The organism is Pannonibacter sp. CBAS1226 (assembly GCF_055685825.1).
Genome location: NZ_JBVOUO010000001.1, coordinates 1346509 through 1369347, shown reverse-complemented (window position 1 = coordinate 1369347; position 22839 = coordinate 1346509). Strand labels below are relative to the sequence as shown.

General features: G+C 63.0%; 27 protein-coding genes. 24 read left to right on the top strand and 3 right to left on the bottom strand.

Annotation, left to right across the window (positions count from 1 at the left end):
- The first annotated feature begins 60 nt into the window (after positions 1-60).
- The 24 genes from rplN to AC0CMF_RS06115 all read left to right on the top strand — a co-directional run bounded on the left by rplN (position 61) and on the right by AC0CMF_RS06115 (position 19816).
- Complete coding sequence (rplN, locus tag AC0CMF_RS06230; protein WP_013652493.1) at positions 61-429, top strand: 50S ribosomal protein L14; 369 nt, start codon at positions 61-63, stop codon at positions 427-429.
- Positions 429-746: a 50S ribosomal protein L24 gene (gene rplX, locus AC0CMF_RS06225; RefSeq protein ID WP_019965861.1), complete on the top strand. Its 318-nt coding sequence runs from the start codon at positions 429-431 to the stop codon at positions 744-746. Before rplN ends, rplX begins: the two co-directional genes overlap by 1 nt.
- Entirely contained in the window at positions 739-1293 is a 555-nt protein-coding gene (gene rplE, locus AC0CMF_RS06220; protein WP_050474670.1) for a 50S ribosomal protein L5, read from the top strand. Before rplX ends, rplE begins: the two co-directional genes overlap by 8 nt.
- A gap of 33 nt (positions 1294-1326) precedes the next feature.
- Entirely contained in the window at positions 1327-1632 is a 306-nt protein-coding gene (gene rpsN / locus AC0CMF_RS06215) for a 30S ribosomal protein S14 (protein ID WP_019965859.1), read from the top strand.
- Positions 1633-1644: 12 nt separating this feature from the next.
- Positions 1645-2043, top strand: a complete 399-nt coding sequence (rpsH, locus tag AC0CMF_RS06210; RefSeq protein WP_019965858.1) for a 30S ribosomal protein S8 — start codon at positions 1645-1647, stop codon at positions 2041-2043.
- A gap of 41 nt (positions 2044-2084) precedes the next feature.
- The gene (rplF, locus tag AC0CMF_RS06205; protein WP_026355988.1) at positions 2085-2618 is read left to right on the top strand and encodes a 50S ribosomal protein L6; all 534 of its coding nucleotides are present in this window, start codon (positions 2085-2087) and stop codon (positions 2616-2618) included.
- A 12-nt stretch (positions 2619-2630) separates the two neighbouring features.
- Positions 2631-2993 carry a 50S ribosomal protein L18 gene (rplR, locus tag AC0CMF_RS06200; RefSeq protein WP_019965856.1) on the top strand — a complete coding sequence of 121 codons (363 nt, stop codon included), beginning with the start codon at positions 2631-2633 and terminating at the stop codon, positions 2991-2993.
- A 38-nt stretch (positions 2994-3031) separates the two neighbouring features.
- The gene (gene rpsE, locus AC0CMF_RS06195) at positions 3032-3601 is read left to right on the top strand and encodes a 30S ribosomal protein S5 (protein WP_019965855.1); all 570 of its coding nucleotides are present in this window, start codon (positions 3032-3034) and stop codon (positions 3599-3601) included.
- Between the two features lie 41 nt (positions 3602-3642).
- A complete protein-coding gene (gene rpmD, locus AC0CMF_RS06190) occupies positions 3643-3837 on the top strand; it encodes a 50S ribosomal protein L30 (RefSeq protein WP_019965854.1) in 195 nt (64 codons plus the stop codon).
- Positions 3838-3854: 17 nt separating this feature from the next.
- Positions 3855-4325 (top strand): 50S ribosomal protein L15, encoded by a 471-nt coding sequence (rplO, locus tag AC0CMF_RS06185; protein WP_050474671.1) that lies wholly within the window; start codon positions 3855-3857, stop codon positions 4323-4325.
- 47 nt (positions 4326-4372) lie between these two features.
- On the top strand, positions 4373-5704 hold the full coding sequence (gene secY, locus AC0CMF_RS06180) for a preprotein translocase subunit SecY (protein ID WP_050474672.1): 1332 nt from the start codon (positions 4373-4375) through the stop codon (positions 5702-5704).
- Positions 5701-6306, top strand: a complete 606-nt coding sequence (locus AC0CMF_RS06175) for an adenylate kinase (RefSeq protein ID WP_050474673.1) — start codon at positions 5701-5703, stop codon at positions 6304-6306. Before secY ends, AC0CMF_RS06175 begins: the two co-directional genes overlap by 4 nt.
- Before the next feature lie 165 nt (positions 6307-6471).
- A complete protein-coding gene (gene rpsM, locus AC0CMF_RS06170) occupies positions 6472-6840 on the top strand; it encodes a 30S ribosomal protein S13 (protein WP_026355986.1) in 369 nt (122 codons plus the stop codon).
- A gap of 67 nt (positions 6841-6907) precedes the next feature.
- Entirely contained in the window at positions 6908-7297 is a 390-nt protein-coding gene (gene rpsK, locus AC0CMF_RS06165; protein ID WP_019965849.1) for a 30S ribosomal protein S11, read from the top strand.
- Between the two features lie 44 nt (positions 7298-7341).
- Positions 7342-8406: a DNA-directed RNA polymerase subunit alpha gene (locus AC0CMF_RS06160; protein WP_019965848.1), complete on the top strand. Its 1065-nt coding sequence runs from the start codon at positions 7342-7344 to the stop codon at positions 8404-8406.
- A 79-nt stretch (positions 8407-8485) separates the two neighbouring features.
- Complete coding sequence (gene rplQ / locus AC0CMF_RS06155) at positions 8486-8911, top strand: 50S ribosomal protein L17 (RefSeq protein ID WP_026355984.1); 426 nt, start codon at positions 8486-8488, stop codon at positions 8909-8911.
- 287 nt (positions 8912-9198) lie between these two features.
- Positions 9199-11265 (top strand): methyl-accepting chemotaxis protein, encoded by a 2067-nt coding sequence (locus tag AC0CMF_RS06150; protein WP_208977386.1) that lies wholly within the window; start codon positions 9199-9201, stop codon positions 11263-11265.
- A 114-nt stretch (positions 11266-11379) separates the two neighbouring features.
- Positions 11380-12855, top strand: a complete 1476-nt coding sequence (locus AC0CMF_RS06145) for a DegQ family serine endoprotease (protein WP_374629326.1) — start codon at positions 11380-11382, stop codon at positions 12853-12855.
- A gap of 18 nt (positions 12856-12873) precedes the next feature.
- Positions 12874-14196, top strand: coding sequence for a replication-associated recombination protein A (locus tag AC0CMF_RS06140; protein ID WP_472481228.1), 1323 nt, complete (start codon positions 12874-12876; stop codon positions 14194-14196).
- 83 nt (positions 14197-14279) lie between these two features.
- Positions 14280-16673 (top strand): patatin-like protein, encoded by a 2394-nt coding sequence (locus tag AC0CMF_RS06135; protein ID WP_374629324.1) that lies wholly within the window; start codon positions 14280-14282, stop codon positions 16671-16673.
- 4 nt (positions 16674-16677) lie between these two features.
- Positions 16678-17061 carry a fluoride efflux transporter CrcB gene (gene crcB, locus AC0CMF_RS06130; RefSeq protein ID WP_374629323.1) on the top strand — a complete coding sequence of 128 codons (384 nt, stop codon included), beginning with the start codon at positions 16678-16680 and terminating at the stop codon, positions 17059-17061.
- 178 nt (positions 17062-17239) lie between these two features.
- Positions 17240-18241, top strand: coding sequence for an RluA family pseudouridine synthase (locus AC0CMF_RS06125; protein ID WP_026355981.1), 1002 nt, complete (start codon positions 17240-17242; stop codon positions 18239-18241).
- A 118-nt stretch (positions 18242-18359) separates the two neighbouring features.
- Positions 18360-19040, top strand: a complete 681-nt coding sequence (locus AC0CMF_RS06120; protein WP_472481225.1) for an HAD-IA family hydrolase — start codon at positions 18360-18362, stop codon at positions 19038-19040.
- Positions 19040-19816, top strand: coding sequence for an ATP12 family chaperone protein (locus AC0CMF_RS06115; protein ID WP_374629321.1), 777 nt, complete (start codon positions 19040-19042; stop codon positions 19814-19816). Before AC0CMF_RS06120 ends, AC0CMF_RS06115 begins: the two co-directional genes overlap by 1 nt.
- Positions 19817-20268: 452 nt before the next feature.
- Here AC0CMF_RS06115 and AC0CMF_RS06110 read toward each other — a convergent pair whose 3' ends face one another.
- From AC0CMF_RS06110 to AC0CMF_RS06100, 3 genes are read right to left on the bottom strand one after another with little or no spacing between them, the layout of a single operon-like run.
- Positions 20269-21000 (bottom strand): proteasome-type protease, encoded by a 732-nt coding sequence (locus AC0CMF_RS06110; protein WP_374629340.1) that lies wholly within the window; start codon positions 20998-21000, stop codon positions 20269-20271.
- A gap of 40 nt (positions 21001-21040) precedes the next feature.
- Positions 21041-21856 (bottom strand): transglutaminase family protein, encoded by an 816-nt coding sequence (locus AC0CMF_RS06105; RefSeq protein ID WP_123194008.1) that lies wholly within the window; start codon positions 21854-21856, stop codon positions 21041-21043.
- A 36-nt stretch (positions 21857-21892) separates the two neighbouring features.
- Positions 21893-22837: an alpha-E domain-containing protein gene (locus AC0CMF_RS06100; RefSeq protein WP_374629320.1), complete on the bottom strand. Its 945-nt coding sequence runs from the start codon at positions 22835-22837 to the stop codon at positions 21893-21895.
- Between the last annotated feature and the right edge of the window lie 2 nt (positions 22838-22839).

Below are 22839 nucleotides of genomic sequence, written 5' to 3'. Positions count from 1 at the left end.
TCTGTTGAGCATCCGGCGCCCGTGGCAGGTGCGCCGTAGAGAGAACAAGGCGGCCAAGTCATGATTCAGATGCAAACAAACCTCGACGTGGCGGATAATTCCGGCGCCCGTCGTGTCATGTGCATCAAGGTGCTCGGCGGCTCGAAGCGGAAGTATGCCCGCGTTGGCGACATCATCGTCGTCAGCATCAAGGAAGCTATCCCGCGCGGCCGCGTCAAGAAGGGCGACGTGATGAAGGCGGTCGTCGTGCGTACGGCGAAGGACATTCGCCGTCCCGACGGCAGCGTGATCCGGTTCGACCGCAATGCGGCGGTCCTGGTCAACAACAACAAGGAGCCGATCGGCACCCGTATCTTTGGGCCGGTGCCGCGCGAGCTCCGTGCAAAGAACCACATGAAGATCATTTCGCTCGCGCCGGAGGTGCTCTGATGGCTGCGAAAATTAAAAAAGGCGACACGGTTGTCGTGCTCGCCGGTCGTGACAAGGGCAAGACCGGCGAAGTGCTGCAGATGCTGCCGACGGACAACAAGGCTCTCGTGCGCGGCATCAACGTCGTTCGCCGCCACCAGCGCCAGACGCAGACCCAGGAAGCAGGCATCGTGGCAAAGGAAGCCCCGATCCACGTTTCCAACCTGGCTGTAGCCGATCCGAAGGATGGCAAGCCGACTCGCGTCGGGTTCAAGGTGCAGGAAGACGGCCGCAAGGTCCGTGTGGCCAAGCGTTCGGGAGACCTGATCGATGGCTGAGACCTACGTGCCGCGGTTCAAGACGCACTACGATGAAGTGGTGCGCAAGCAGCTGCAGGAAAAGTTCAACTACACCAACCCGATGCAGATCCCCAAGCTTGAGAAGGTTGTTCTCAACATGGGCGTCGGTGAGGCAGTTGCAGACAGCAAGAAGGTGCGCATCGCTGCGGACGACCTGGCGCTCATCGCCGGTCAGAAGCCGGTGATCACCAAGGCTGCGAACTCCATCGCCACCTTCAAGGTGCGTGAGGGCATGCCCCTCGGCGCCAAGGTGACGCTGCGCCGCGAACAGATGTTCGAGTTTCTCGACCGTCTGATCACCATCGCGCTTCCGCGCGTTCGTGACTTCCGCGGTCTGAACCCGAAGAGCTTCGATGGCCGTGGCAACTACGCCATGGGCATTAAGGAACACATCGTTTTCCCCGAAATCGAGTACGACAAGGTCGACCAGATTTGGGGTATGGACGTGGTCGTGTGCACCACGGCCAACACCGATGAAGAGGCGCGCGAACTGCTGCGCGCGTTCAACTTCCCGTTCCGCAAGTAACGCGGATATACGGGAAAGGAACGAGGAAAAACGATGGCGAAGAAGAGCGCGATCGAGAAGAACAAGCGGCGCGAGCGCCTTGTGCTGAAGTACGCTGCAAAGCGTGCTGCTCTCAAGGCCGCAGCCAAGGATGAAACGCTGTCTCTGGAAGAGCGTTTCGCCGCCCGTCTGAAGCTCGCGGCCCTGCCGCGCAATTCGGCACCGAACCGCGTGCGCAACCGGTGTGAAGTCACCGGCCGTCCGCGCGGCTTCTACCGCAAGCTGAAGATGTCGCGCGTTGCGCTGCGTGAGCTGGGCTCCCTGGGTAAGATCCCGGGCCTGGTCAAGTCGAGCTGGTAAGGAGAGGCTGCGATGGCAATTTCCGATCCGTTGGGTGATATGCTCACCCGCATCCGGAACGCGCAGCTGCGCCGCAAGAACAAGGTGTCCTCACCTCATTCGAAGCTGCGTGCGCATGTGCTTGATGTTTTGGCCAAGGAAGGTTACATCCGTGGCTACACGACGGTCGAATTCGAGGACGGCAAGTCCGAGCTTGAGATCGAACTGAAGTATTTCGATGGTGTACCGGTGATTCGTGAGATCGAACGTATCTCCAAGCCGGGCCGCCGCGTGTACTCGTCGGTAAAGAACATTCCGCATGTCGCGAATGGCCTTGGTGTGTCGATCCTGTCGACGCCCCGTGGTGTCATGAGCGACCATCAGGCGCGGGATGAGAATGTTGGTGGTGAAGTGCTCTGCCGCGTCTTCTGACGCGGCAGTGACCTTCCTATTTATGTGACAAGGTTGATCAGATGTCTCGTATTGGCAAAAAGCCAGTCCCCGTGCCGAGCGGGGTAACGGCAACGATCAACGGCCGCACCATCGAGGTCAAGGGACCGAAGGGCCAGCTGTCCTTCGTGCTCAACGATCTGGTGCTCGCCGAAATGACGGATGCCGGGATCCAGGTTGATCCCCGTAATGACAGCAAGCCGGCACGCTCCATGTGGGGCATGACCCGGACCATGATCCAGAACCTGATCACCGGCGTGAGCCAGGGCTTCGAACGCAAGCTCGAGATCACCGGTGTGGGTTACCGTGCTCAGATGCAGGGCCGCAATGTCCAGCTCGCCCTTGGCTTCTCCCACGACGTCGTTTACGAGGTCCCGGAGGGAATTGAAGTCAAGTGCCCGAAGCCGACCGAGATTCTTATCTCCGGCATCGACAAGCAGGTCGTCGGTCAGGTCGCGGCTAACATCCGCGAATACCGTGGCCCCGAGCCGTACAAGGGCAAGGGCATTCGCTATGCGGGCGAGTTCATCGTTCGCAAAGAAGGCAAGAAGAAGTAACGGACCCGGATCATGGCGAACAGCAAAACTGCTTTCGAGCGTCGTCGCGACCGCGTGCGCCGTTCGATCAAGAAGGTGGCGAACGGTCGTCCGCGCCTTTCCGTATTCCGCTCGTCGAAGCAGATCTATGCCCAGATCATCGACGACGCCAAGGGGCATACCATTGCCTCTGCCTCCACGCTTGAAAAGGACGTGCGGGGCGCATTGAAGACGGGCGCCGATGTGGCTGCGGCTGCAGCTGTCGGCAAGCTTGTCGCCGAGCGCGCTGTGGCCGCTGGCGTCAAGCAGGTCGTGTTCGACCGTGGCGGGTACATGTATCACGGGCGCATCAAGGCGCTTGCAGATGCAGCCCGCGAGGGCGGACTTGAATTCTGACCAGCGCTTGGCGCTCTGAAGAACGGAAGACGAATAATATGGCGAGACAGGACACACGGGAGCGCGATCGCGAAGAGCGCGACAGCGAGTTCGTCGACAAGCTCGTACACATCAACCGCGTCGCGAAGGTGGTCAAGGGTGGCCGTCGTTTCGGCTTTGCCGCGCTCGTCGTCGTGGGTGACCAGAAGGGCCGCGTCGGCTTCGGCCACGGCAAGGCTCGCGAAGTGCCGGAAGCGATCCGCAAGGCAACGGAAGCTGCCAAGCGTGCTATGGTTCGCGTGCCGCTGCGCGAGGGCCGTACGCTGCATCACGATGTCGAGGGCCGTCATGGCGCCGGCAAGGTGATTCTGCGTGCAGCTCCGGCTGGTACCGGTATCATCGCGGGTGGCCCGATGCGCGCCGTGTTCGAGACGCTCGGCGTCCAGGACGTGGTTGCCAAGTCGCTTGGCTCCTCGAACCCGTACAACATGGTGCGCGCAACCTTTGCCGCCCTGACCAAGGAAGACAGCCCGCGTGCTGTCGCGGCCCGTCGCGGCCTCAAGGTCTCGGTGCTTCAGGGCCGCCGCCGCGACAACGACGAAACGGTTCCGGCAGGTGCCGAGGCTTGAAGCCCGGCACCCCGGTAACCAGTTGAACGAGGGGTAGTTCCATGGCGAACACCGAAAAGACCGTAACGGTCGAGCAGATCGGCAGCCCGCTGCGCCGTCCCAAGGAGCAGCAGGCAACCTTGATCGGCCTCGGCCTGAACAAGATGCACCGCCGCTCGACGCTCAAGGACACTCCGGAAGTGCGCGGCATGATCCGCAAGCTTCCGCACCTCGTCCGCATCGTTGACGAAGCGTGAGGGCAGGAGAGAAGACTATGAAGCTCAATGACCTGCGGGACAATCCTGGTTCCGTTAAGGACCGTACCCGCGTTGGCCGCGGTATCGGCTCTGGCAAGGGCAAGACTGGTGGCCGCGGCGTGAAGGGTCAGAAGTCCCGTTCCGGCGTGGCGATCAAGGGCTTTGAAGGTGGTCAGATGCCGCTGCATCGCCGCCTGCCGAAGCGCGGTTTCACCAACATCTTTGCCAAGGACTTCAACATCGTGTCGCTCGGCCGCGTGCAGGTTGCTCTCGACGAGGGCAAGCTGGATGCCAAGGCTTCGATCACGGTTGAGGCTCTCAAGGCTGCCGGCATCGTCAAGCGCGTCAAGGACGGCGTCCGCCTCCTGGCCGATGGCGAGCTGAAGGCCGCAGTGACCTTCGAAGTTGCTGGCGCTTCCAAGACGGCTGTCGAGGCTGTCGAGAAGGCCGGCGGCAAGGTCGTGATCCTCGGAGCTCAGGCCGAATAGGCCTGGGCTTCGCCCTTTTTCTCGGACAGCAACCTCCGGAGAACGGCATGGCATCCGCTGCCGAACAGCTGGCATCAAATCTCAATTTCTCGGCTTTCGCGAAGGCTGAAGAACTCAAGAAGCGCATCTGGTTCACGCTGGGGGCGCTTTTGGTTTATCGGTTCGGCACTTACATCCCGCTGCCCGGGATCAATCCGGCCGCTTTTGCACAGGCCTTCAGCCAGGCTCAGTCTGGTGTGATCGGCATGTTCAACATGTTCGCCGGCGGTGCCGTCGAGCGTATGGCGATCTTTGCCCTGGGCATCATGCCCTATATCTCCGCTTCCATCATCATGCAGCTGATGACGACCGTCGTTCCGACGCTCGAGGCGCTGAAGAAGGAAGGGGAGCAGGGCCGCAAGGTCATCAACCAGTACACCCGCTACGGCACGGTGCTTCTGGCGATTGCGCAGTCCTACGGCATTGCGGTCGGGCTTGAGGGTTCGGCCAATGTGGTGACCGATCCGGGCTGGTTCTTCCGTCTTTCCGCTGTTCTCAGCCTGACGGGCGGCACCATGTTCCTGATGTGGCTGGGTGAGCAGATCACCTCGCGCGGCATCGGTAACGGCATTTCGCTGATCATCTTCGCCGGCATCGTGGCCGGTCTGCCGACAGCGCTCGTATCGCTGTTCGAGCTGGGCCGTCAGGACGCCATCGCGGGCTGGCTCATTCCCGTGCTTCTCATTCTGGCAATCGGCGTCATTGCGCTGATCGTGTTCATGGAGCGGGCGCAGCGCCGGCTTCTGATCCAGTATCCGAAGCGCCAGGTTGGCAACAAGATGTTTGAGGGCAACACGTCGTTCCTGCCCCTCAAGCTCAACACCGCGGGCGTCATCCCGCCGATCTTCGCCTCGTCGCTTCTGCTCATTCCGGCAACCATTGCCGGGTTCTCCGCGGGCAGCGGTCCGGCCTGGCTGACGACGGTGACGACGCTGCTTGGTCATGGACAGCCGCTGTACATGATCTTCTACGCGGCAATGATCGTGTTCTTCTGCTTCTTCTACACGGCCATCGTGTTCAGCCCGTCGGAAACGGCGGACAATCTGAAGCGGCACGGCGGATTCATTCCGGGAATTCGTCCGGGCGAGCGTACGGCTCAATTCATTGACCATGTGCTGACCCGCATTACGGTACTGGGCGCCATCTACATCACGGCGGTCTGCCTATTACCCGAATTCCTCATTTCCGCGACGGGCGTTCCGTTCTATTTCGGAGGAACCTCGCTGCTGATCGTTGTGAGCGTCACGATGGATACCGTTTCCCAGATCCAGGGCCATCTGCTTGCGCACCAGTACGAGGGACTGGTGAAGAAAGCAAAGCTCAGGGGGAAGCGTAGATGAGGTTGATTCTGGTCGGACCTCCCGGTGCAGGGAAGGGTACTCAGGCGGCCCGGCTTGTTGCCAAACATGGCATTCCGCAACTGTCGACCGGCGACATGCTTCGTGCCGCCGTCGCAGCCGGAACCGAGGTTGGCCTCAAAGCCAAGGCGGTGATGGACGCTGGCGGACTCGTCTCCGACGAGATCGTTGTCGGCATCATCCGTGACCGGATTGGTGAAGCGGACGCACAGAAGGGGTTCATCCTCGACGGCTTCCCGCGCACGCTGGCCCAGGCCGAGGCTCTGGACCAGATGCTCGCAGAAAACCGCATCGGTCTCGATGCGGTGATCGAGCTGCGGGTGGACCAGTCCAGGCTCGTGTCGCGAATCATCAACCGTGCGGAAGAGGCCAAGGCCGCCGGCCAGCCGGTCCGCAAGGATGATGATCCGGAAGTCTTCAAGCAGCGTCTTGAAGCCTATAACCGCGATACGGCCGTGGTCATTCCCTACTACGAGAAGAACGGTCTTCTCACGGTCATCGATGGCATGCAGCCGATCGATGATGTGACGGCTGCCATTGCTGCCGTTCTTTCGAAGCTTGACGAACGGGTTGAGAGCCGGTAAACACCGCGCTCTAATCCTCAAGATTATGTGCCGATCCCGGAAACACCGGGGCCGGCACATTCTGTGCTGGTCAAAGCCAGCCAACAAACTCCCGCAAGGGCCGGGCTCCACCGGACGCGGGGAAATGCAACCGCGGCTTACAAGCCGCAAGATATGGAGACGCACGTGGCACGTATTGCTGGCGTTAACATCCCGACGAACAAGCGCGTTGTCATCGCGCTTCAGTACATTCACGGCATTGGTGCCAAGTTCGCGCAGGAAATCATCGAAAAGGTGAACATTGCGCCGGAGCGCCGCGTGAATCAGCTGTCTGACGCCGAAGTGCTGGCGATCCGCGAGACCATCGACCGCGACTACCTCGTGGAAGGTGACCTGCGCCGCGAGACCGCGATGAACATCAAGCGCCTGATGGACCTTGGCTGCTACCGCGGCCTGCGTCACCGCCGCGGCCTGCCGGTCCGTGGCCAGCGCACCCATACGAATGCGCGGACCCGCAAGGGCCCGGCAAAGCCGATCGCTGGCAAGAAGAAGTAATCTGCCTCATCGGCTGGTGTAGCCGCCGGTATTACGGCGGTGCAGAGATCAAACCAAGGAATCAAGAATGGCTAAGGACACGACACGCGTGCGCCGCCGCGAACGCAAGAACATCTCTTCTGGCGTGGCACACGTGAACTCCACGTTCAACAACACCATGATCACCATCACCGACGCGCAGGGAAATGCGATTTCCTGGTCGTCCGCTGGTGCTCTCGGCTTCAAGGGTTCGCGTAAGTCGACCCCGTACGCAGCTCAGGTTGCTGCAGAAGACGCAGCCCGCAAGGCTTCCGAGCATGGCATGCGCACGCTCGAAGTCGAAGTTCGTGGTCCCGGTTCGGGCCGTGAATCGGCTCTGCGCGCCCTGCAGGCTGCCGGCTTCCTCATCACGTCGATCCGCGATGTGACGCCGATCCCGCACAACGGGTGCCGTCCGCGCAAGCGCCGCCGCGTCTGAGGTCTTTTGACTTTCAGATACCTGGTTTCCTCCAATGGCGAAGAATGGCCGGCGAGCTCCGGCGGGACAGCCGACGAGGTAAGAACGTGACGATTCAGAAGAACTGGCAAGAGCTGATCAAGCCGAACAAGCTGGAAGTGAAGCCGGGTGAGAACCCGCGCACGACCGGCACCGTGGTCGCCGAGCCGCTTGAGCGCGGCTATGGCCTCACGCTCGGCAACGCCCTGCGCCGCATCCTGCTGTCCTCGCTGCAGGGTGCTGCTGTAACGGCTGTGCAGATCGACGGCGTTCTGCACGAATTCTCGTCCATTCCGGGCGTGCGCGAAGATGTGACGGACATCATCCTGAACATCAAGGAAATCGCGATCCGCATGGAAGGCGAGGGGCCCAAGCGCATGGTTGTGCGCAAGCAGGGTCCTGGCGTCGTGACCGCTGGTGACATCCAGACGGTTGGCGACGTTGAAGTGCTGAACCCGGAACTCGTGCTCTGCACCCTCGATGAGGGCGCGGAAATCCGCATGGAGTTTACGGTCAACACCGGCAAGGGCTACGTGGCAGCCGAGCGGAACCGTCCTGAGGACGCTCCGATTGGTCTGATCCCGGTCGACAGCCTGTACTCCCCGGTCAAGAAAGTGTCCTACAAGGTGGAAAACACCCGTGAAGGCCAGGTTCTTGACTATGACAAGCTGACGCTGACGGTCGAAACCGATGGTTCGGTGAAGCCGGAAGATGCGGTGGCTTACGCGGCACGCATTCTGCAGGACCAGCTTTCGATCTTCGTCAACTTCGAAGAGCCGAAGCGCGAGATTGCAGAAGACAGCGTTCCGGAACTGGCATTCAACCCGGCCCTTCTCAAGAAGGTCGACGAGCTCGAGCTGTCCGTTCGTTCGGCAAACTGCCTGAAGAACGACAACATCGTTTATATCGGCGATCTCATCCAGAAGACCGAGGCGGAAATGCTCCGCACGCCGAACTTCGGCCGCAAGTCGCTTAACGAGATCAAGGAAGTTCTCGCACAGATGGGTCTGCATCTGGGCATGGACGTGGCCAACTGGCCGCCGGAGAACATCGAGGACCTCGCCAAGCGCTACGAGGACCATCAGTACTAAGGGGCGGTTTCGCCCCTGGCAGAACAACAGGGCGGCAGTCCCGCAGAGGATGCCCGCTTAACGTCTAAAGGAGAAGGCCATGCGCCACGGTAAATCCGGCCGCAAGCTCGGCCGCACCACGAGCCACCGTACTGCGATGTTCGCCAACATGGCGGCCTCGCTGATTGAACACGAAGCCATCGTCACGACGCTGCCGAAGGCCAAGGAAATGAAGCCGATCATGGACAAGCTTGTCACCCTCGGCAAGCGCGGCGACCTGCATGCCCGCCGTCAGGCGATCTCGCAGGTTCGTGACGTTGCCATGGTCCGCAAGCTGTTTGACGTGCTCGCCAGCCGTTACAAGGAGCGCAACGGTGGCTACACCCGCGTGGTCAAGGCTGGCTTCCGTTACGGCGACAGCGCACCGATGGCTGTGATCGAGCTGGTTGACCGTGACATGTCTGCACGCGGCGCTGCCGACCGTGCCCGTCACGAAGCGGAACAGGCTGCTGAAAACGCAGCGTAAGGTTTCGGAAGTATAAAAAACGTGAAAGGCGGGCCCTGTGCCCGCCTTTTGCTTTTTGTCGATATTTTCTGCTGAATTTGTGTGTCTGCTCAGATCACTTGTCAAAATTATCTTGTTCTTAAGATCATTAAGGAGATGCTGCGTCCACTTTTCCTTTCCATGGAGCTGGGTGCGCTATGAGCGGAAGTCAGAATGCCGGCGTCAAGAGCCGGGGCTTTTTACGTCTTTCCACGATTATACCTGCCGTCACTGTTGGCCTTGCATTGGTTTCCTGTGCAGTGGTTGGGGTGATCGGTTATACAACCGGCCGCGACGGCCTTGAAAAGGCGGGCGTTTCCGAGCTCAGCCTGATGGTTCAGTCCCGTCACGCTCTGCTGTCCGCCAAGCTCGATGGTATTCAGTCGGATCTGTCCAATCTGGCCTCGGGCGCTGCGGCGACCCTGGTCATGAAGGATCTGGCGAGCACGCGTGCGAATCTGACCACGGATATGGATTCGATCCGCAGCTACTATCAGGCTGCCGGCAGCGCCGCCGCCGATCGTGCCGAACTGAACGGCAAGACCAACAAGACCATGTATTCCTGGCGCCATGGCGAGCTGCATGGCTCGTTCCTGTCGGCCTGGAAGGCTGGCGGCTACGGCGATATCTACGGCATCACCAATGACGGCCTCGTTCTCTATTCCGTGACCAAGGGCGACGACTTCCTTCAGTCCGTCACCGACGGTTCGCTGGCCGCGACCGGTCTGGGCGAGGCGTTCAAGCTGGCTGCGGGCCAGCCCGCAGGCACTCAGGTGGCAACCGGCTTCAGTGAATATGGCGCCGATGCCATCCCGTCGATGTTCCTCGCACAGCCCGTCTATGTGAACGAGTTTGGCGAGAGCAAGTATCTGGGTGTCATCGCCATGCGCGTGACCTCTCCGATGCTGGACAAGGTTCTGGCCGACCGGAAGGGCCTTGGCGAAACGGGTCAGACCTATCTGGTCGCGCAGGGCGGCATGGTGCTGACGACGATGCCGGCCCTGGACTATCCGACCGCCCTCAAGTTCCAGGTTTCTGGCAAGCCGATTGAGGACGCCCTGCGCGGGGGAGGATCCACCGGCGTGGTGACCGGCAAGGATGGGCTGGACCGCATGGTTCTCGCCGAACCGATCAACTTCATGGGCCAGACCTATGCCGTTGTGGCGGACAAGACCGTTGAAGAAACGCTGAGTGCCGTCACGGCCATGCGTGACCGGATGATCATGCTGACGCTGATCACGCTGGGTATCGTGGCGGTCGTGGCCCTGTTGTTCTCCCGCACCATCACCAAGCCGCTGCAGGTGCTCGTTCAGGCCCTGACCTCCATTGCCAACGGCAACCTGTCGCAGGACATTTCTGCGGCCCGCCGCGGTGATGAAATCGGTGAGATCGGCCGCGCGGTTCTGCAGATCCGCGAGAATGCGGCTGCCGAGCAGGAGCGCCGTGCGCAGGAAGAGGCGATTGCCGCCCGCTCGCAGGCTGAACAGCGCAAGGAAATGCTCTCAGGTCTGGCTGCCGAATTCGAGGCATCCGTTGGCCGCGTGGTGGAAACCGTCTCCCGTTCGGCGCAGAGCCTGCAGTCCGCGGCCCGCGAAGTGCAGGAAATGACGCAGTCGGCTGGCGACAGCGCGTCTCGTGCGGCTGACATGTCCAACCAGGCCATGGAAGAAGTGCAGTCGATCGCTTCGGCTTCGGACCAGCTGTCGAGCTCGATCCGCCAGATCTCCGAACTGATCGCCCGCTCGTCCAGCGTGGCCCAGACGGCAACGATCCGTGCTCAGGCCACCAACACCACCGTGCGGTCGCTGGCGGAAGCTGCCAACCGCATCGGTGAGGTGGTGACGCTGATCTCCGATATCGCCGATCAGACCAACCTCCTTGCCCTCAACGCCACCATCGAGGCGGCGCGTGCAGGCGAGGCCGGCCGCGGCTTTGCGGTCGTGGCATCGGAAGTGAAGGAACTTGCCTCGCAGACCGGCAAGGCAACCGGCGAAATCCAGCAGCAGATCGACGCGATCCGCAGCGCCACGGATGATGCCGTCGCCGCAATCGCCGAGATCCAGGAGACCATCGGTGAGATCACCATGTCGGTGACCGAGGTGTCTTCCGCTGTCGAGGAGCAGAGCGCCGCAACGCAGGGCATCGCCGACAACACGCAGCGTGCAGCGCGCGGCACCGAAGAGGTGACGAGCAACATCCGCCGCGTGAACGACGTGACCGAGCGCACCGGCACCGCTGCCGATGGCTTCGTGGCCTCGGCCAGCGAACTGACCAGCCAGGCCCGCCACCTCGACGAGGAGGTCCGCTCCTTCCTGTCGCAGGTCCGCTCGGCCTGAGCCGGTCAGACTGCAATGCCGGGCTGCAAGGCTTGGCATTGCGGGACAGGCTTCCTATCTGGCATGTATCGAATCCGGCCTTCGGGCCGGATTCTGCATTTTGAGGGAGCTTTGATGATGGCCTTGTCCCACAGCCATGCCCCGTTCGCGGGCCACAGCCTTCGGGCCTGTTTCACCCGCTTGCTGGCTTGCACCCTGATTCTGGGGGCCATTGCCGTGCCCGGCGCTGCCGGCACCGCCATTGCCCAAGAACGGCAGGTTCCAAAGAGTGAAGCGGAAGTGACGCTGTCCTTTGCCCCGGTCGTGAAGAAGGTGGCGCCTGCAGTCGTCAACGTCTATGCGACGCGCATGGTGGAACAGCGGCAGGTTTCGCCCTTTCTGGATGATCCCTTCTTCCGCCGTTTCTTCGGTGTGCCCGACAACGCTCCGGGCGGCCAGCGCAGGCGGGTGCAGTCTTCCCTCGGGTCCGGTGTGATCATTGCCCCCGAAGGCATCATCATCACCAACAATCACGTCATCGAGAATGCCGACGAGGTGCGCGTGGCACTCAGCGACCGGCGCGAGTTCGATGCCGACATCATCCTCAAGGACGAGAGGACGGATCTGGCCGTGCTGAAGATCCGTGAAGGCGGCAATTTCCCGACGGTTGAATTTGCCGATTCGGACGGGCTGGAAGTCGGTGACATGGTGCTGGCAATCGGCAATCCCTTCGGTGTCGGCCAGACGGTGACGCAGGGCATCGTCTCGGCTCTGGCCCGCACGCAGGTGGGCGTGACCGACTATCAGTTCTTCATCCAGACCGATGCCGCCATCAACCCGGGCAACTCGGGCGGCGCGCTGGTCGACATGCACGGACGGCTGGTCGGCATCAACACCGCGATTTTCTCCCGTTCCGGCGGTTCCATCGGCATCGGCTTCGCGATCCCCGCCAATATGGTGAGCTTCGTCGCCACATCGGCGCAGACGTCCGGCAAGGTGCAGCGGCCCTGGCTGGGGGCGACGGTTCAGGTGGTTGGGGCGGAAATTGCCGAAGCCCTTGGCCTCGACCGGCCGCGCGGCGTGCTGGTCACCAAGGTGTTCCCGGGCTCCCCGGCAGACACGGCGGGGCTGAAGGTCGGTGATCTTGTGACGGCGGTGGATGGGGCCGAAGTGCTCGACCCTGATTCCTTCGGCTACCGTTTTGCCACCCGGCAGCTGGGCGGTGCGGCGAAATTCACCTTCCTGCGCAACGGATCGGAATTGCAAGCCGATGTGCCGCTGACGGCCGCGCCCGAAACTCCGGCGCGCGATGCCCGCCAGATCGAGGCCTATTCGCCTTTTGCGGGCGCGACCGTGCTGAATCTTTCCCCGGCCGTCTCGGATGAACTGCGCCTCGACACCATGGACGAGGGCGTCGTGATCAGCGAAGTGGCACAGGGCTCGCCTGCCAACCGGGTGGGCTTGCGGCCGGGGGATATCATCGTAGGTGTGAACGAACAGAAGGTCACCACCACAGCAGAGCTTGACCGGATGCTGCGCCGCCCTGCAAGGTTCTGGCTTCTCGATATCAAGCGGGGCGGGGAGACGACACGTCTGGCCCTGCGCGGCTGACCATGCAGTTGATCCGTCATGAGTGACCTCTTTTCCGCTTCCGGGCAGATGCTTGCCTCCCAACCCGCCGGGCCGCGCCCGCTGGCGGACAGGCTGCGCCCGAAGCGGCTTGAGGATGTGGCGGGGCAGGACCATCTGCTGGGCCCCGATGGCACCCTGTCGCGCATGCTGCGCAACCGCAGCCTTGGCTCGCTAATCTTCTGGGGGCCTCCGGGTACCGGCAAGACCACCGTCGCCCGGCTGCTGGCGGCGGAAACGGATCTGGGCTTTGAACAGATCTCGGCGATCTTTTCCGGCGTTGCCGACCTCAAGAAAGTATTTGAGGCCGCCCGTGTCCGGCGCATGGGCGGGCGGGGCACGCTGCTGTTCGTGGACGAGATCCACCGCTTCAACCGCGCCCAGCAGGACAGTTTCCTGCCGGTGATGGAAGACGGCACCATCACCCTGGTGGGGGCGACGACCGAGAACCCGTCCTTCGAGCTCAATGCCGCGCTCCTGTCGCGCTCGCACGTGATGACCTTCCGCTCGCTCGACCGGGAGGCGGTGGAGCGTCTGCTGTCACGGGCCGAGCAGGAGGAGGGCAAGCCGCTGCCGCTTGATGAAGAAGCGCGCGGCGTGCTGATGCGCATGGCCGATGGCGACGGCCGTTCTGCCCTGACGCTTGCAGAAGATGTCTGGCGTGCGGCAGGAGAGGGGGAAGTCTTCACCGCAGCGCGCCTGCAGGAGATCGTCCAGCGCCGGGCGCCGATCTATGACAAGAGCCAGGACGGCCACTACAATCTGATTTCCGCCCTGCACAAGTCGGTGCGCGGCTCGGACCCCGATGCTGCGCTCTACTGGTTCGCGCGCATGCTCGATGGCGGCGAGGACCCGCTTTATCTCGCCCGCCGCCTGATCCGCATGGCGGTGGAGGATATCGGCCTTGCCGACCCTCAGGCGCTGACGCAGGCCAATGCGGCGCGCGATGCCTATCAGATGCTCGGCTCCCCGGAGGGCGAACTGGCGCTGGCGCAATGCGTGGTCTATCTGGCGACCGCGCCCAAGTCGAACGCGGTCTATACGGCCTACAAGGCGGCGGTACGGGCGGCCAAGAGCCATGGCTCGCTGCTGCCGCCCAAGCATATCCTCAACGCCCCGACCAAGCTGATGAAGTCCGAAGGCTATGGCGACGGCTACGCCTATGACCACGATCAGCCGGATGCCTTCTCCGGTCAGGACTATTTCCCCGAAAGCATGGGCCGCCAGGTGTTCTATGACCCGGTGGAGCGCGGCTTCGAGCGCGAGTTGCGCAAGCGGCTCGAATACTGGTCGAGGCTCCGCCGTGAGCGCGGCGGCGGGTGAGACGGTAACACCCTCCTAACTTCGCCTTGCCGTCGGAGGGCGGCTGCGCGATGCTGGCGGCCTGTCGGTCCGGGGATTCGCCCATGAAGCAGATCGAGATCCGCCTCGCGCTCGTGTTCTACGGCGGCGTTTCCCTTGCCATCTACATGCATGGTGTCAGCCGGGAAGTCCTCAATCTCGTGAAGGCTTCCAGCCTCAATGCCTCGCGCGATCCGATGGAAGCGGCGGAGGAGATGGCAGCCGGAACCCTGTCCCCGTCCACACTCGCCTATCTCGACCTGCTGCGGGCCTATGAGCCTGACGTGAATGTCCGCGTGGTGGTGGATGCCATTGCCGGGGCATCGGCAGGTGGCGTCAACGGGGTGATGCTCGCCCGTGCCATTGCCCATGATCTGCCGCTCGATGCCCACCGCGACCTCTGGCTTGAGAACGCCGATGTGACGCGCCTGGCGCAGCCGCAGGACGGCATCACCCGTTACCTCAAGAGCGGCATGTCGCCGGTGATCGACCGGCTGATCACCTCGGGCCTCAGGGCGCAGATCGACAGCCCGGAAACACGGGAAAAACTGCGGTTGCTCACCCAGTCGCGCTGGTTCACCCCGCCGTTTTCCGGTTCGCGCTATTGCGGCTGGATGCTGGATGCCTGCCACGCCATGGACGCCAGCTGGCGCGAGGGGGCGACGCTGGTGCCGCGCGGACAGAAGCTGGAGCTGTTCGTCACCCTGACCGACTATTACGGCCGCCGGCAGCGCATCCACATTGATGAACCGGCCTTCATCGAGGAGCGCGAGCACCGGCGCATCCTGCGCTTTTCCTGTCATCACCGCATGCCGGGCGTTCTGGACAGCAGCTTTACGCCCCGCCACATTCCCGGTCTCGTCTTTGCCGCCCGCGCCACCTCTTCCTTCCCCGGCGCTTTCCCTCCGGCAACCGTTGGGGAAATGGACAAGCTGCTGGCAGAGCGGAGCGAGACCTGGGAAACGCGGGAGGAATTCCTGCGCGGCACGATCGGCGGGTCAGTCGAAGATGTGGAGCGGCGCTGCTTTGTCGATGGCAGCGTGGTGATGAACAAGCCCTTCGGCCCGGTGATCGAGGCGATAGACGAGCGGCCCGCCACCCGCGAAGTCGCCCGGCGGCTGGTCTATGTGGACCCGGTGCCCTTCAACGGCAAGGGCGTCGGGCCGAACGGGGCAAATGATACGGTTCCCGGCTTCTTCCGGGTGATCCTGTCCTCTCTTGCCCATATCCCGCGCAACGAACCCGTGGGCGATGACCTCAAGGCCATCGAGGCGCGCAACCGGCGGGCACGGCGCCTGGCCGAGGTGATTGCCGCCACCGATCCGTTGGTGGAGGCGGAGGTCGGGCGCATCCTGCCGGCCGCCTCCAGCCAGCCGCTGACCATCGATGAGCTGACCCGCTGCCGGGTGAAGGCGAATGAGGCAGCCCATGTGCAGGCCGGCTATGCCTATCTCAGCTATCAGACCCTGAAGGTGGAGGCGCTGGCCGAGCGGCTGGCGGGGCTGATCTGCGAACTGGCCGCAAGGGCAGGGGCGGAGCTGGATCTGGACGGTGTGCTCTCCCGCCTCAAGGCAGGTCTGCCGGAGGCCATGGAGGCGGGCAACTTCGGTTCCTCGCAGGCCATGATCAGCCTGCTGAAGGGGCTTGATGTTGATTACCGCATCCGCCGCCTGCGCTTCGTGGTGCGGCGCCTCAACAGCTTCTACCAGTCCCGCAGCCATGACGTGGCGGTGCAGAAGCCGGATGATCTGGATGCTCTGAAGCGGGAACTCTACGAACAGATCGACATGCTGCTGCGCTGCTGGAACGCGGCGGCCTATCCTGAGAGCTTGTGCGATCTGGCGGCTGTGCTTGCCACGGATGACGGGCCTGAGGCCATGGAGATGGCCCTTGCTGCGATCCGTGCCCACATGCGGCTGGGGGATCTCGACCGGCTGCAGGATGACATTTTCGCGGTGATGACCTTCACCTATCTGGTGCCGGGCCTGCGGCAGGATCTGACGCGCGCCTATGTCGGCTTTGCCTTCTATGATCTGGTGACGCTGCCCGTCTTCCAGCGCACGGATTTTTCGGAAGTCAACGAAACGCTGATCGACCGGATCAGTCCGCGGGACGCCAGTTCCCTGCTGGATGAGGGCTTCGTGCTGAAGGGATCGGCGCTCAACACCTTCGGTGCCTTCTTCAACCGCTCCTGGCGCGAGCATGATTATCTCTGGGGCCGGCTGACGGCGGCGGACCGGTTGATGCGCATCGTCCGCTCCTCCATCGGCAGCCGGGTGCTTGCCCCGGCCGAAGAACAGCGGCTGAAGCGCAATCTGTTTCTGGCCATCGTCGATGAAGAGGCCGCGCATCTGAAAGCGGATCCCGAATTGATTCCAGCGGTGCGGCGCCTGATCGAGGAACGGATCAGTGAGGCCGGCGTTACGGAAGCGGAGGAGCCGCTTCCGCAGGAAGGTTGAAAGAATGAGCAGTTTTCTGATCGTCGCGCTCGGCGGCGGTATTGGTGCAGCGCTCCGGCACGGGGTGAACCTCCTGACTCTGCGCTGGCTCGGGCCGAATTTTCCCTATGGCACGCTGACGGTGAATGTGGCCGGATCGCTGATCATGGGCCTCTTCATCGGCTGGCTGCTGCGCTACAATCCCGGCACGTCGGCCGGGCTGCGGCTTTTCGTGGCGACCGGAATTCTCGGCGGTTTCACCACCTTTTCCGCCTTCTCGCTGGACATGGCGCTGCTGTGGGAGAAGGGGGCCGTGCATATGGCGCTGCTCTATGTGGTCCTGTCGGTGCTCCTGTCCATCCTCGCGGTCTTTGCCGGTCTTGCCATTGCCCGCAGTGTCGGAGCCTGAAACTCCGGCCTTTCGGGCATTGTGACGCGCCCGGGGTGCGAAATCTCTTCCCTTGCGGGCCAAGGACGCTTAAGAGGAGCACAACAACAGCTGCGCCCTGCCGGGCCGGTTTGACGTGCCGCGATTGGCCGTCCCGGATACCCGCTCCAAGCCGGGCAAGCGCCAGAACGAGACCCATATGTCCGCTATTGAACTCAAGACCGTGTCCGCCGATGAGGCTGGCATGCGCCTCGACCGTTGGTTCAAGGTCCATTTCCCCGGCCTTGGCTTCGGCCACCTGCAGAAGCTGCTGCGCACCGGTCAGGTGCGCGTCGACGGCAAGCGCGCCGAAAGCGCCACGCGCCTTGCTGCCGGGCAGAGCGTGCGCATCCCGCCGCTCGGCATCGAAATCGAGGCGGACGACCGCAAGAACGCCCGGCCGAAGTCCACCAAGCTCATCGATGACGACCGCAAGGCCATCGAGGACATGATGCTGTTCGAGGACAGCATGGTGATGGTGCTGAACAAGCCCGCCGGCCTTGCCGTGCAGGGCGGTTCGGGCCTGCGCCGCCATCTCGATGGCATGCTGGATGCCTTCACCGACAGCAAGGGCAACAAGCCGCGCCTCGTGCACCGGCTGGACCGGGAAACCTCCGGCATCATCCTCGTGGCCAAGACCCGCCTTGCCGCGCAGGAGCTGACCAAGTCCTTCCGCCACCGCAACACCCGCAAGATCTACTGGGCGATGCTGGCCGGCGTGCCGAAGCCCAAGCAGGGCCGCATCTCCACCTATCTCGCCCGTGACGAGAGCGAGGAGCGCATGCGCATTGCCCGTCATGGCGAGGACGAGGCCCAGCACGCGGTGTCGCTCTACAATGTGGTGGAGCAGTCGGCGCAGAAACTGTCCTGGGTGACCATGAAGCCGGTGACCGGCCGCACCCATCAGCTGCGCGCTCATGCCGCCCACATCCATCACCCGATCATCGGGGACGACAAGTATTTCAACGTGGAGAACTGGGAGCTGCCCGGCGGCATCCAGAACCGCCTGCACCTGCTAGCCCGGCGCATCATCATTCCGCACCCCTCGGGTCACGGGAAGATCGACGTCTCCGCGCCGCTGCCCCCGCACATGCAGCAGACCTGGAACCTGCTCGGCTTCGATGTGGCCGATTATGTTCCGGAGCTGGACGAGGAAGACTGATACCAGGTCTCGATGAGCCTCGCTCATTGAGACCTGGTCAAGCCCGTGCGGCGCATGAGCAACTTCAAGGCGTGATGCGTCAGCATCAAAAGACTTGGTATGAGGACCCTGCCTGCCCATGTATCTTGTGATCTTTGACTGCGACGGCACGCTGATCGACAGCCAGGAGACCATCCTGCACGGGCTAGAGGTCGGCTTTGCCGCCGCCGGCCTGCCGATGCCGGGCCGCAAGGAGGCGCTGTCCATCGTCGGCCTGTCGCTGGAACAGGCCTTCGCCCGTCTGGTGGGCCCCGGTCACCGCAGCAAGGTGGGGATGATGTCCGAGGCCTACCGGGCCTCCAAGCGCAGCCGCCGTGAGGCGGGGCTGGATCATGATCCGCTCTATCCGGGCGCCCGCGAGGCCATCCTGCGCCTTGGCGCGCGCGAAGACGTGCTGCTGGGCATCGCCACCGGCAAGGCCCGGCGCGGTGTGGACCACATGCTGAAACTGCATGATCTGGAAGGCCGCTTCATCACCATCCAGACCGCCGACACCAGCCCCTCCAAGCCGCATCCGGACATGGTACTGCGGGCCATGGGCGAGACGGGCGCCGAGCCCCTGCGCACAGTGATGATCGGCGACACCAGCTTTGACATGGAAATGGCCCGGGCCGCCGGTGCGCTCGCTGTCGGCGTGTCCTGGGGCTACCACACGGCAGACCTGCTGCATGGGGCAGGGGCCCATGCGGTGATCGACCAATTTGACGAAATCGACGGCGCGATTGCCCGCTGCCTCGGCTGGACACTGGAGACGCTCTGATGCGCGATATCTTTGAAGAGATCCACGCGGACCTTGCCAAATATGATCCGGTCGAGCGGGCCAAAGAGCTCTCACGCCGGGAACTGCCCAAGCGCTTCTATGATGTTGCTTCGTCCGCTCCCGCTGAAGGTGGCCACGCAGTGCTGCTGGATGGCCGCGCGGTGAAGACACCGGGCCGCAAGCCGCTGCTCCTGCCCGATGCCAGACTTGCTGCCGCAGTTGCTGCCGAATGGCACGCGCAGGAAAAGGTGATCAACCCCGGCATCATGCCGCTGACCCGTATCGCCAATGCGGCGATCGATGCGGTCGGGGACCGCTTTGCGGAAGTCGCGGGCGAGATCGCCCGTTACGCCGGCAATGATGCCCTGTGCTACCGTGCCAGCGAGCCGGAGCGGCTGACCGAACGCCAGCGCCAGATCTGGGACCCGCTGCTGGCCTCAGCAGAAGCCGAACTCGGCGGCCGTTTCCGCCTGTCCGGCGGCATCATGCATGTGCCGCAGGACGAGGCGCTGGTGGCTTCCTTCCGCAAGGCGCTGGATGGTTTTACGGCGCTGGAACTCGCCGCCCTGCACACGGTGACCAGCGTCACCGGTTCGGCCGTCATCGCCCTGCTTCTCGCCCGCCGCAACCATGGCGCCGAAGACCTCTGGGCCGCAGCCCATGTGGACGAGGACTGGAACGCCGAACTCTGGGGCGAAGACACCGAGGCCCGCCGCATCCGCACCTACAAGAAGACCGAGTTCGACGCCGCCGCGCTGATCCTTGGTCATGGATAGGAAAAAATGTTTTATTTCAGTTGGTTGAGGGGTTAAGCGGAATCAAGTTCGCAGCACGTTGAATCAGTTTTCGAGCGTGTTGAATCTGATTGCCGCGGAGTTGAATCAGTTTCTCAACCGCTTGAATCTGTGTGTGAGTGGCGCGACATCGCTCCCCACCCTCTCGCGCCGCCCCGGACGGAGCGCAGCGAAGATCCGGGGTGACTCAGTGCCGGGGGCGTCGGGCTGCGGCTTCAGGACTTGCAGCTGCAGAGTAAAGCACTGCCTCTCCCCACACTCCGCGCCGCCCCGGCCTTGTGCCGGGGCCTGTGATGGGCGCACTTCCGGTCAAGTTCTTCTATTTTCAATCTGATGCCAGTCGTCCCTGACAGGCCCCGGCACAAGGCCGGGACGGCGCAGGAAGATAGGCAGAATGCCCAAGGCACAGCCGGTACGGTCCGGCTTCCGGCGCCTCAGATCTCGAATTCCGGAATTTCCGTGAACGCCTTGCGCAGGGCGTTGGACCATTCCGAGGAGAGGGCCTGGAAATAGGGATCGTCGCGGTCGATGCGCTTCTGGCGGTGGGCGGTGAAGCTGTCGGTGTTGTAGAGCATCAGGTCGATGGGCAGGCCCACCGACAGGTTCGAGCGCAGGGTGGAATCGAAGGACAGCAGCGCCATCTTGGCAGCTTCACCAAGGCGCATGTCGCGGCGGGAGACGCGGTCGAGGATCGGCTTGCCGTACTTGTTCTCACCGATCTGGAAGAACGTTGTGTCCGAGGTCGCCTCGATGAAATTGCCGGCCGAGTAGATCTGGAACAGGCGGGGTTCCTCGCCCTTGATCTGGCCACCAAAGATGAAGGTGACGAAGAAGCTTTCCGCATTGGCCGCCAGTGCCTCGCCATCCAATGATCGCACATCCCGCACGGCCTGGCCGACAAGCCGGGCTGCCTGGAACATGGTTCCGGCATTCATCAGATTGGTCTTGCTGAGGGTGGGCGAGGCGATCTGTTCGGACAGGATCGACACCACCGACTGGGTGATAGCCAGATTACCGGCCGTCAGCAGGGTGAAGACACGTTCGCCCGGCTCTTCCCAGACATGCAGCTTCTTGAAGGTGGCGATATTGTCGACACCCGCATTGGTTCGGGTGTCGGCGGCAAACACAAGACCACGGTCAAGTTTCAGGCCAACGCAGTAAGTCACGGCAAGGGGGTCCGCTTCATCTTCCGGCCGCTTCGGCCCGTTATTGTTGCTGCTGGCTTCCGGCGCGGGTGACATCAACCTCGACATTGAGGTTTTCTTCCATGCCGCCGAACCGGATGCCGCGTATCGGAGCAGCGGAACGCGAGTCCAGCCCGGCCGTCAAGCGGATATAGCGCTCGGTCGGGCAAATCGCATTGGAAACGTCAAAGCCGACCCAGCCCAGCCCCTCGACATAGGCCTCGGCCCAGGCGTGATGAGCTTCGGACTCCTGATCCTCGTCCAGCAGCAGATAGCCCGAGACATAGCGGGCGGGCACCCCGGCCGCACGGGCGGCAGCGATGAAGATGTGGGCATGGTCCTGGCACACGCCTTCCCCGGCGGCGAGCACCTGAATGGCCGTGGCATGGGTTTCCGTCACGCCCACCTTGTAGGCCACCTTGTCGCGGATCGCATGCATCAGGGCATGGCAGCCGCCGATCTGGTCTTCCGGCGTCAGCAGGCCAGAGAGCTTGCGGATGGCGTTGTTGGCCTCTGTCAGCGGCGTGACGCGGGTGTAGATCCGCACCGGCGTCTCCACGGGTTCCTCACCCAGAACGCCGTTGAGGTCGGTGGTCTCAACCGTGCCGGAGGCGGTGATGGTGACGGCCTCCAGCGCTTCGCGGCTGGAGATCATATGCACCAGATTGCCGAAGGCATCGCGGTAGGTGGTGGCCCGGTCCATGCCCGGCGCCTCGATGCGCCAGTCAAGGATCGTCTGGCCCGCGCAGGATGGCGGGGTCAGCCGCAGCTGCTGCATCGCATTGGCAAGCGGGGTGTCATAACGGTAATGCGTCGTGTGGCGGACTGTCAGGCGCATCGGATGCTGTCTCCTGGCTTCGGCCTTCTTCTTCGGTCAGGCGAAATTGTAATCACGGGCGACCCGATCGGCGAAAGCGTTGTTCCGGAGGGTGAAGTCCACCAGGAACTCATGCAGGCCCTTGCTGTAGATATCCCGCATGTGCCCGGTCCTGAGCTGTTCCTGCATCGTGCCTGCGAGGGGAGCGCTCGGCATCTGCTCGCCGTAATAGGCGGTCAGATCATTCATCGTGCTGTTGAGCCAGTCGTAACTGTGCGCCAGCGAGCGCGGCATTTCCCGGCGCAGGATCAGGAACTCGGCGATATTCGCCGCCTTCAGCTCTGCATTGGGGAAAGCGAAGCGGTAGCTTCTGAGGCCGGACATGACGCGCAGGATCGAGGACCACTGGTGATGATGCCCCTTGCCGGCCATGTCGGTCACGGGCAGCAGGATCCAGTACTTGGCATCCAGCACCCGGGCCGTATGGTCCGCCCGCTCGACGAAATGGCCAAGCTGCGAGAAGGAATAACCGTCGTCGCGCAGGAGCGTGCCCAGCAGCGCGCCGCGGAACAGCATGGCGCGCTGGCCGATCCAGGCGAGGAACTCCGGCAGCTTGTCCTGCGCCAGCGTGTGGGGCTTGACGTCGCTGAACTCGATCCAGGTGGTGTTGATCGCCTCCCAGAGTTCGGACGTGATGCCGGTGCGCACGGCGCGGGCGTTGTTGCGGGCCATCTCCAGGCTGTTGCGGACGGAGGAGGGGTTCTCCTTGTCGAACAGCATGAAATTCGTCACCGCGCGTGAGGTCACCTCGCCGGATTTCTCCATGAAGGCCGCTTCGCAGCCCGAGCCTGCCAGCGCTGAGCGCCAGTCTTCGGCCTCGTTCATGCCCTGTTGCGGGATCATGGCGGTGCGCCATGCCGCTTCCAGCAGGCGTGCGGTGTTGTGGGAGCGCTCCTTGTAGCGCGACATCCAGAAAAGGGAGGCGGCTGTGCGGCCGAGCATGA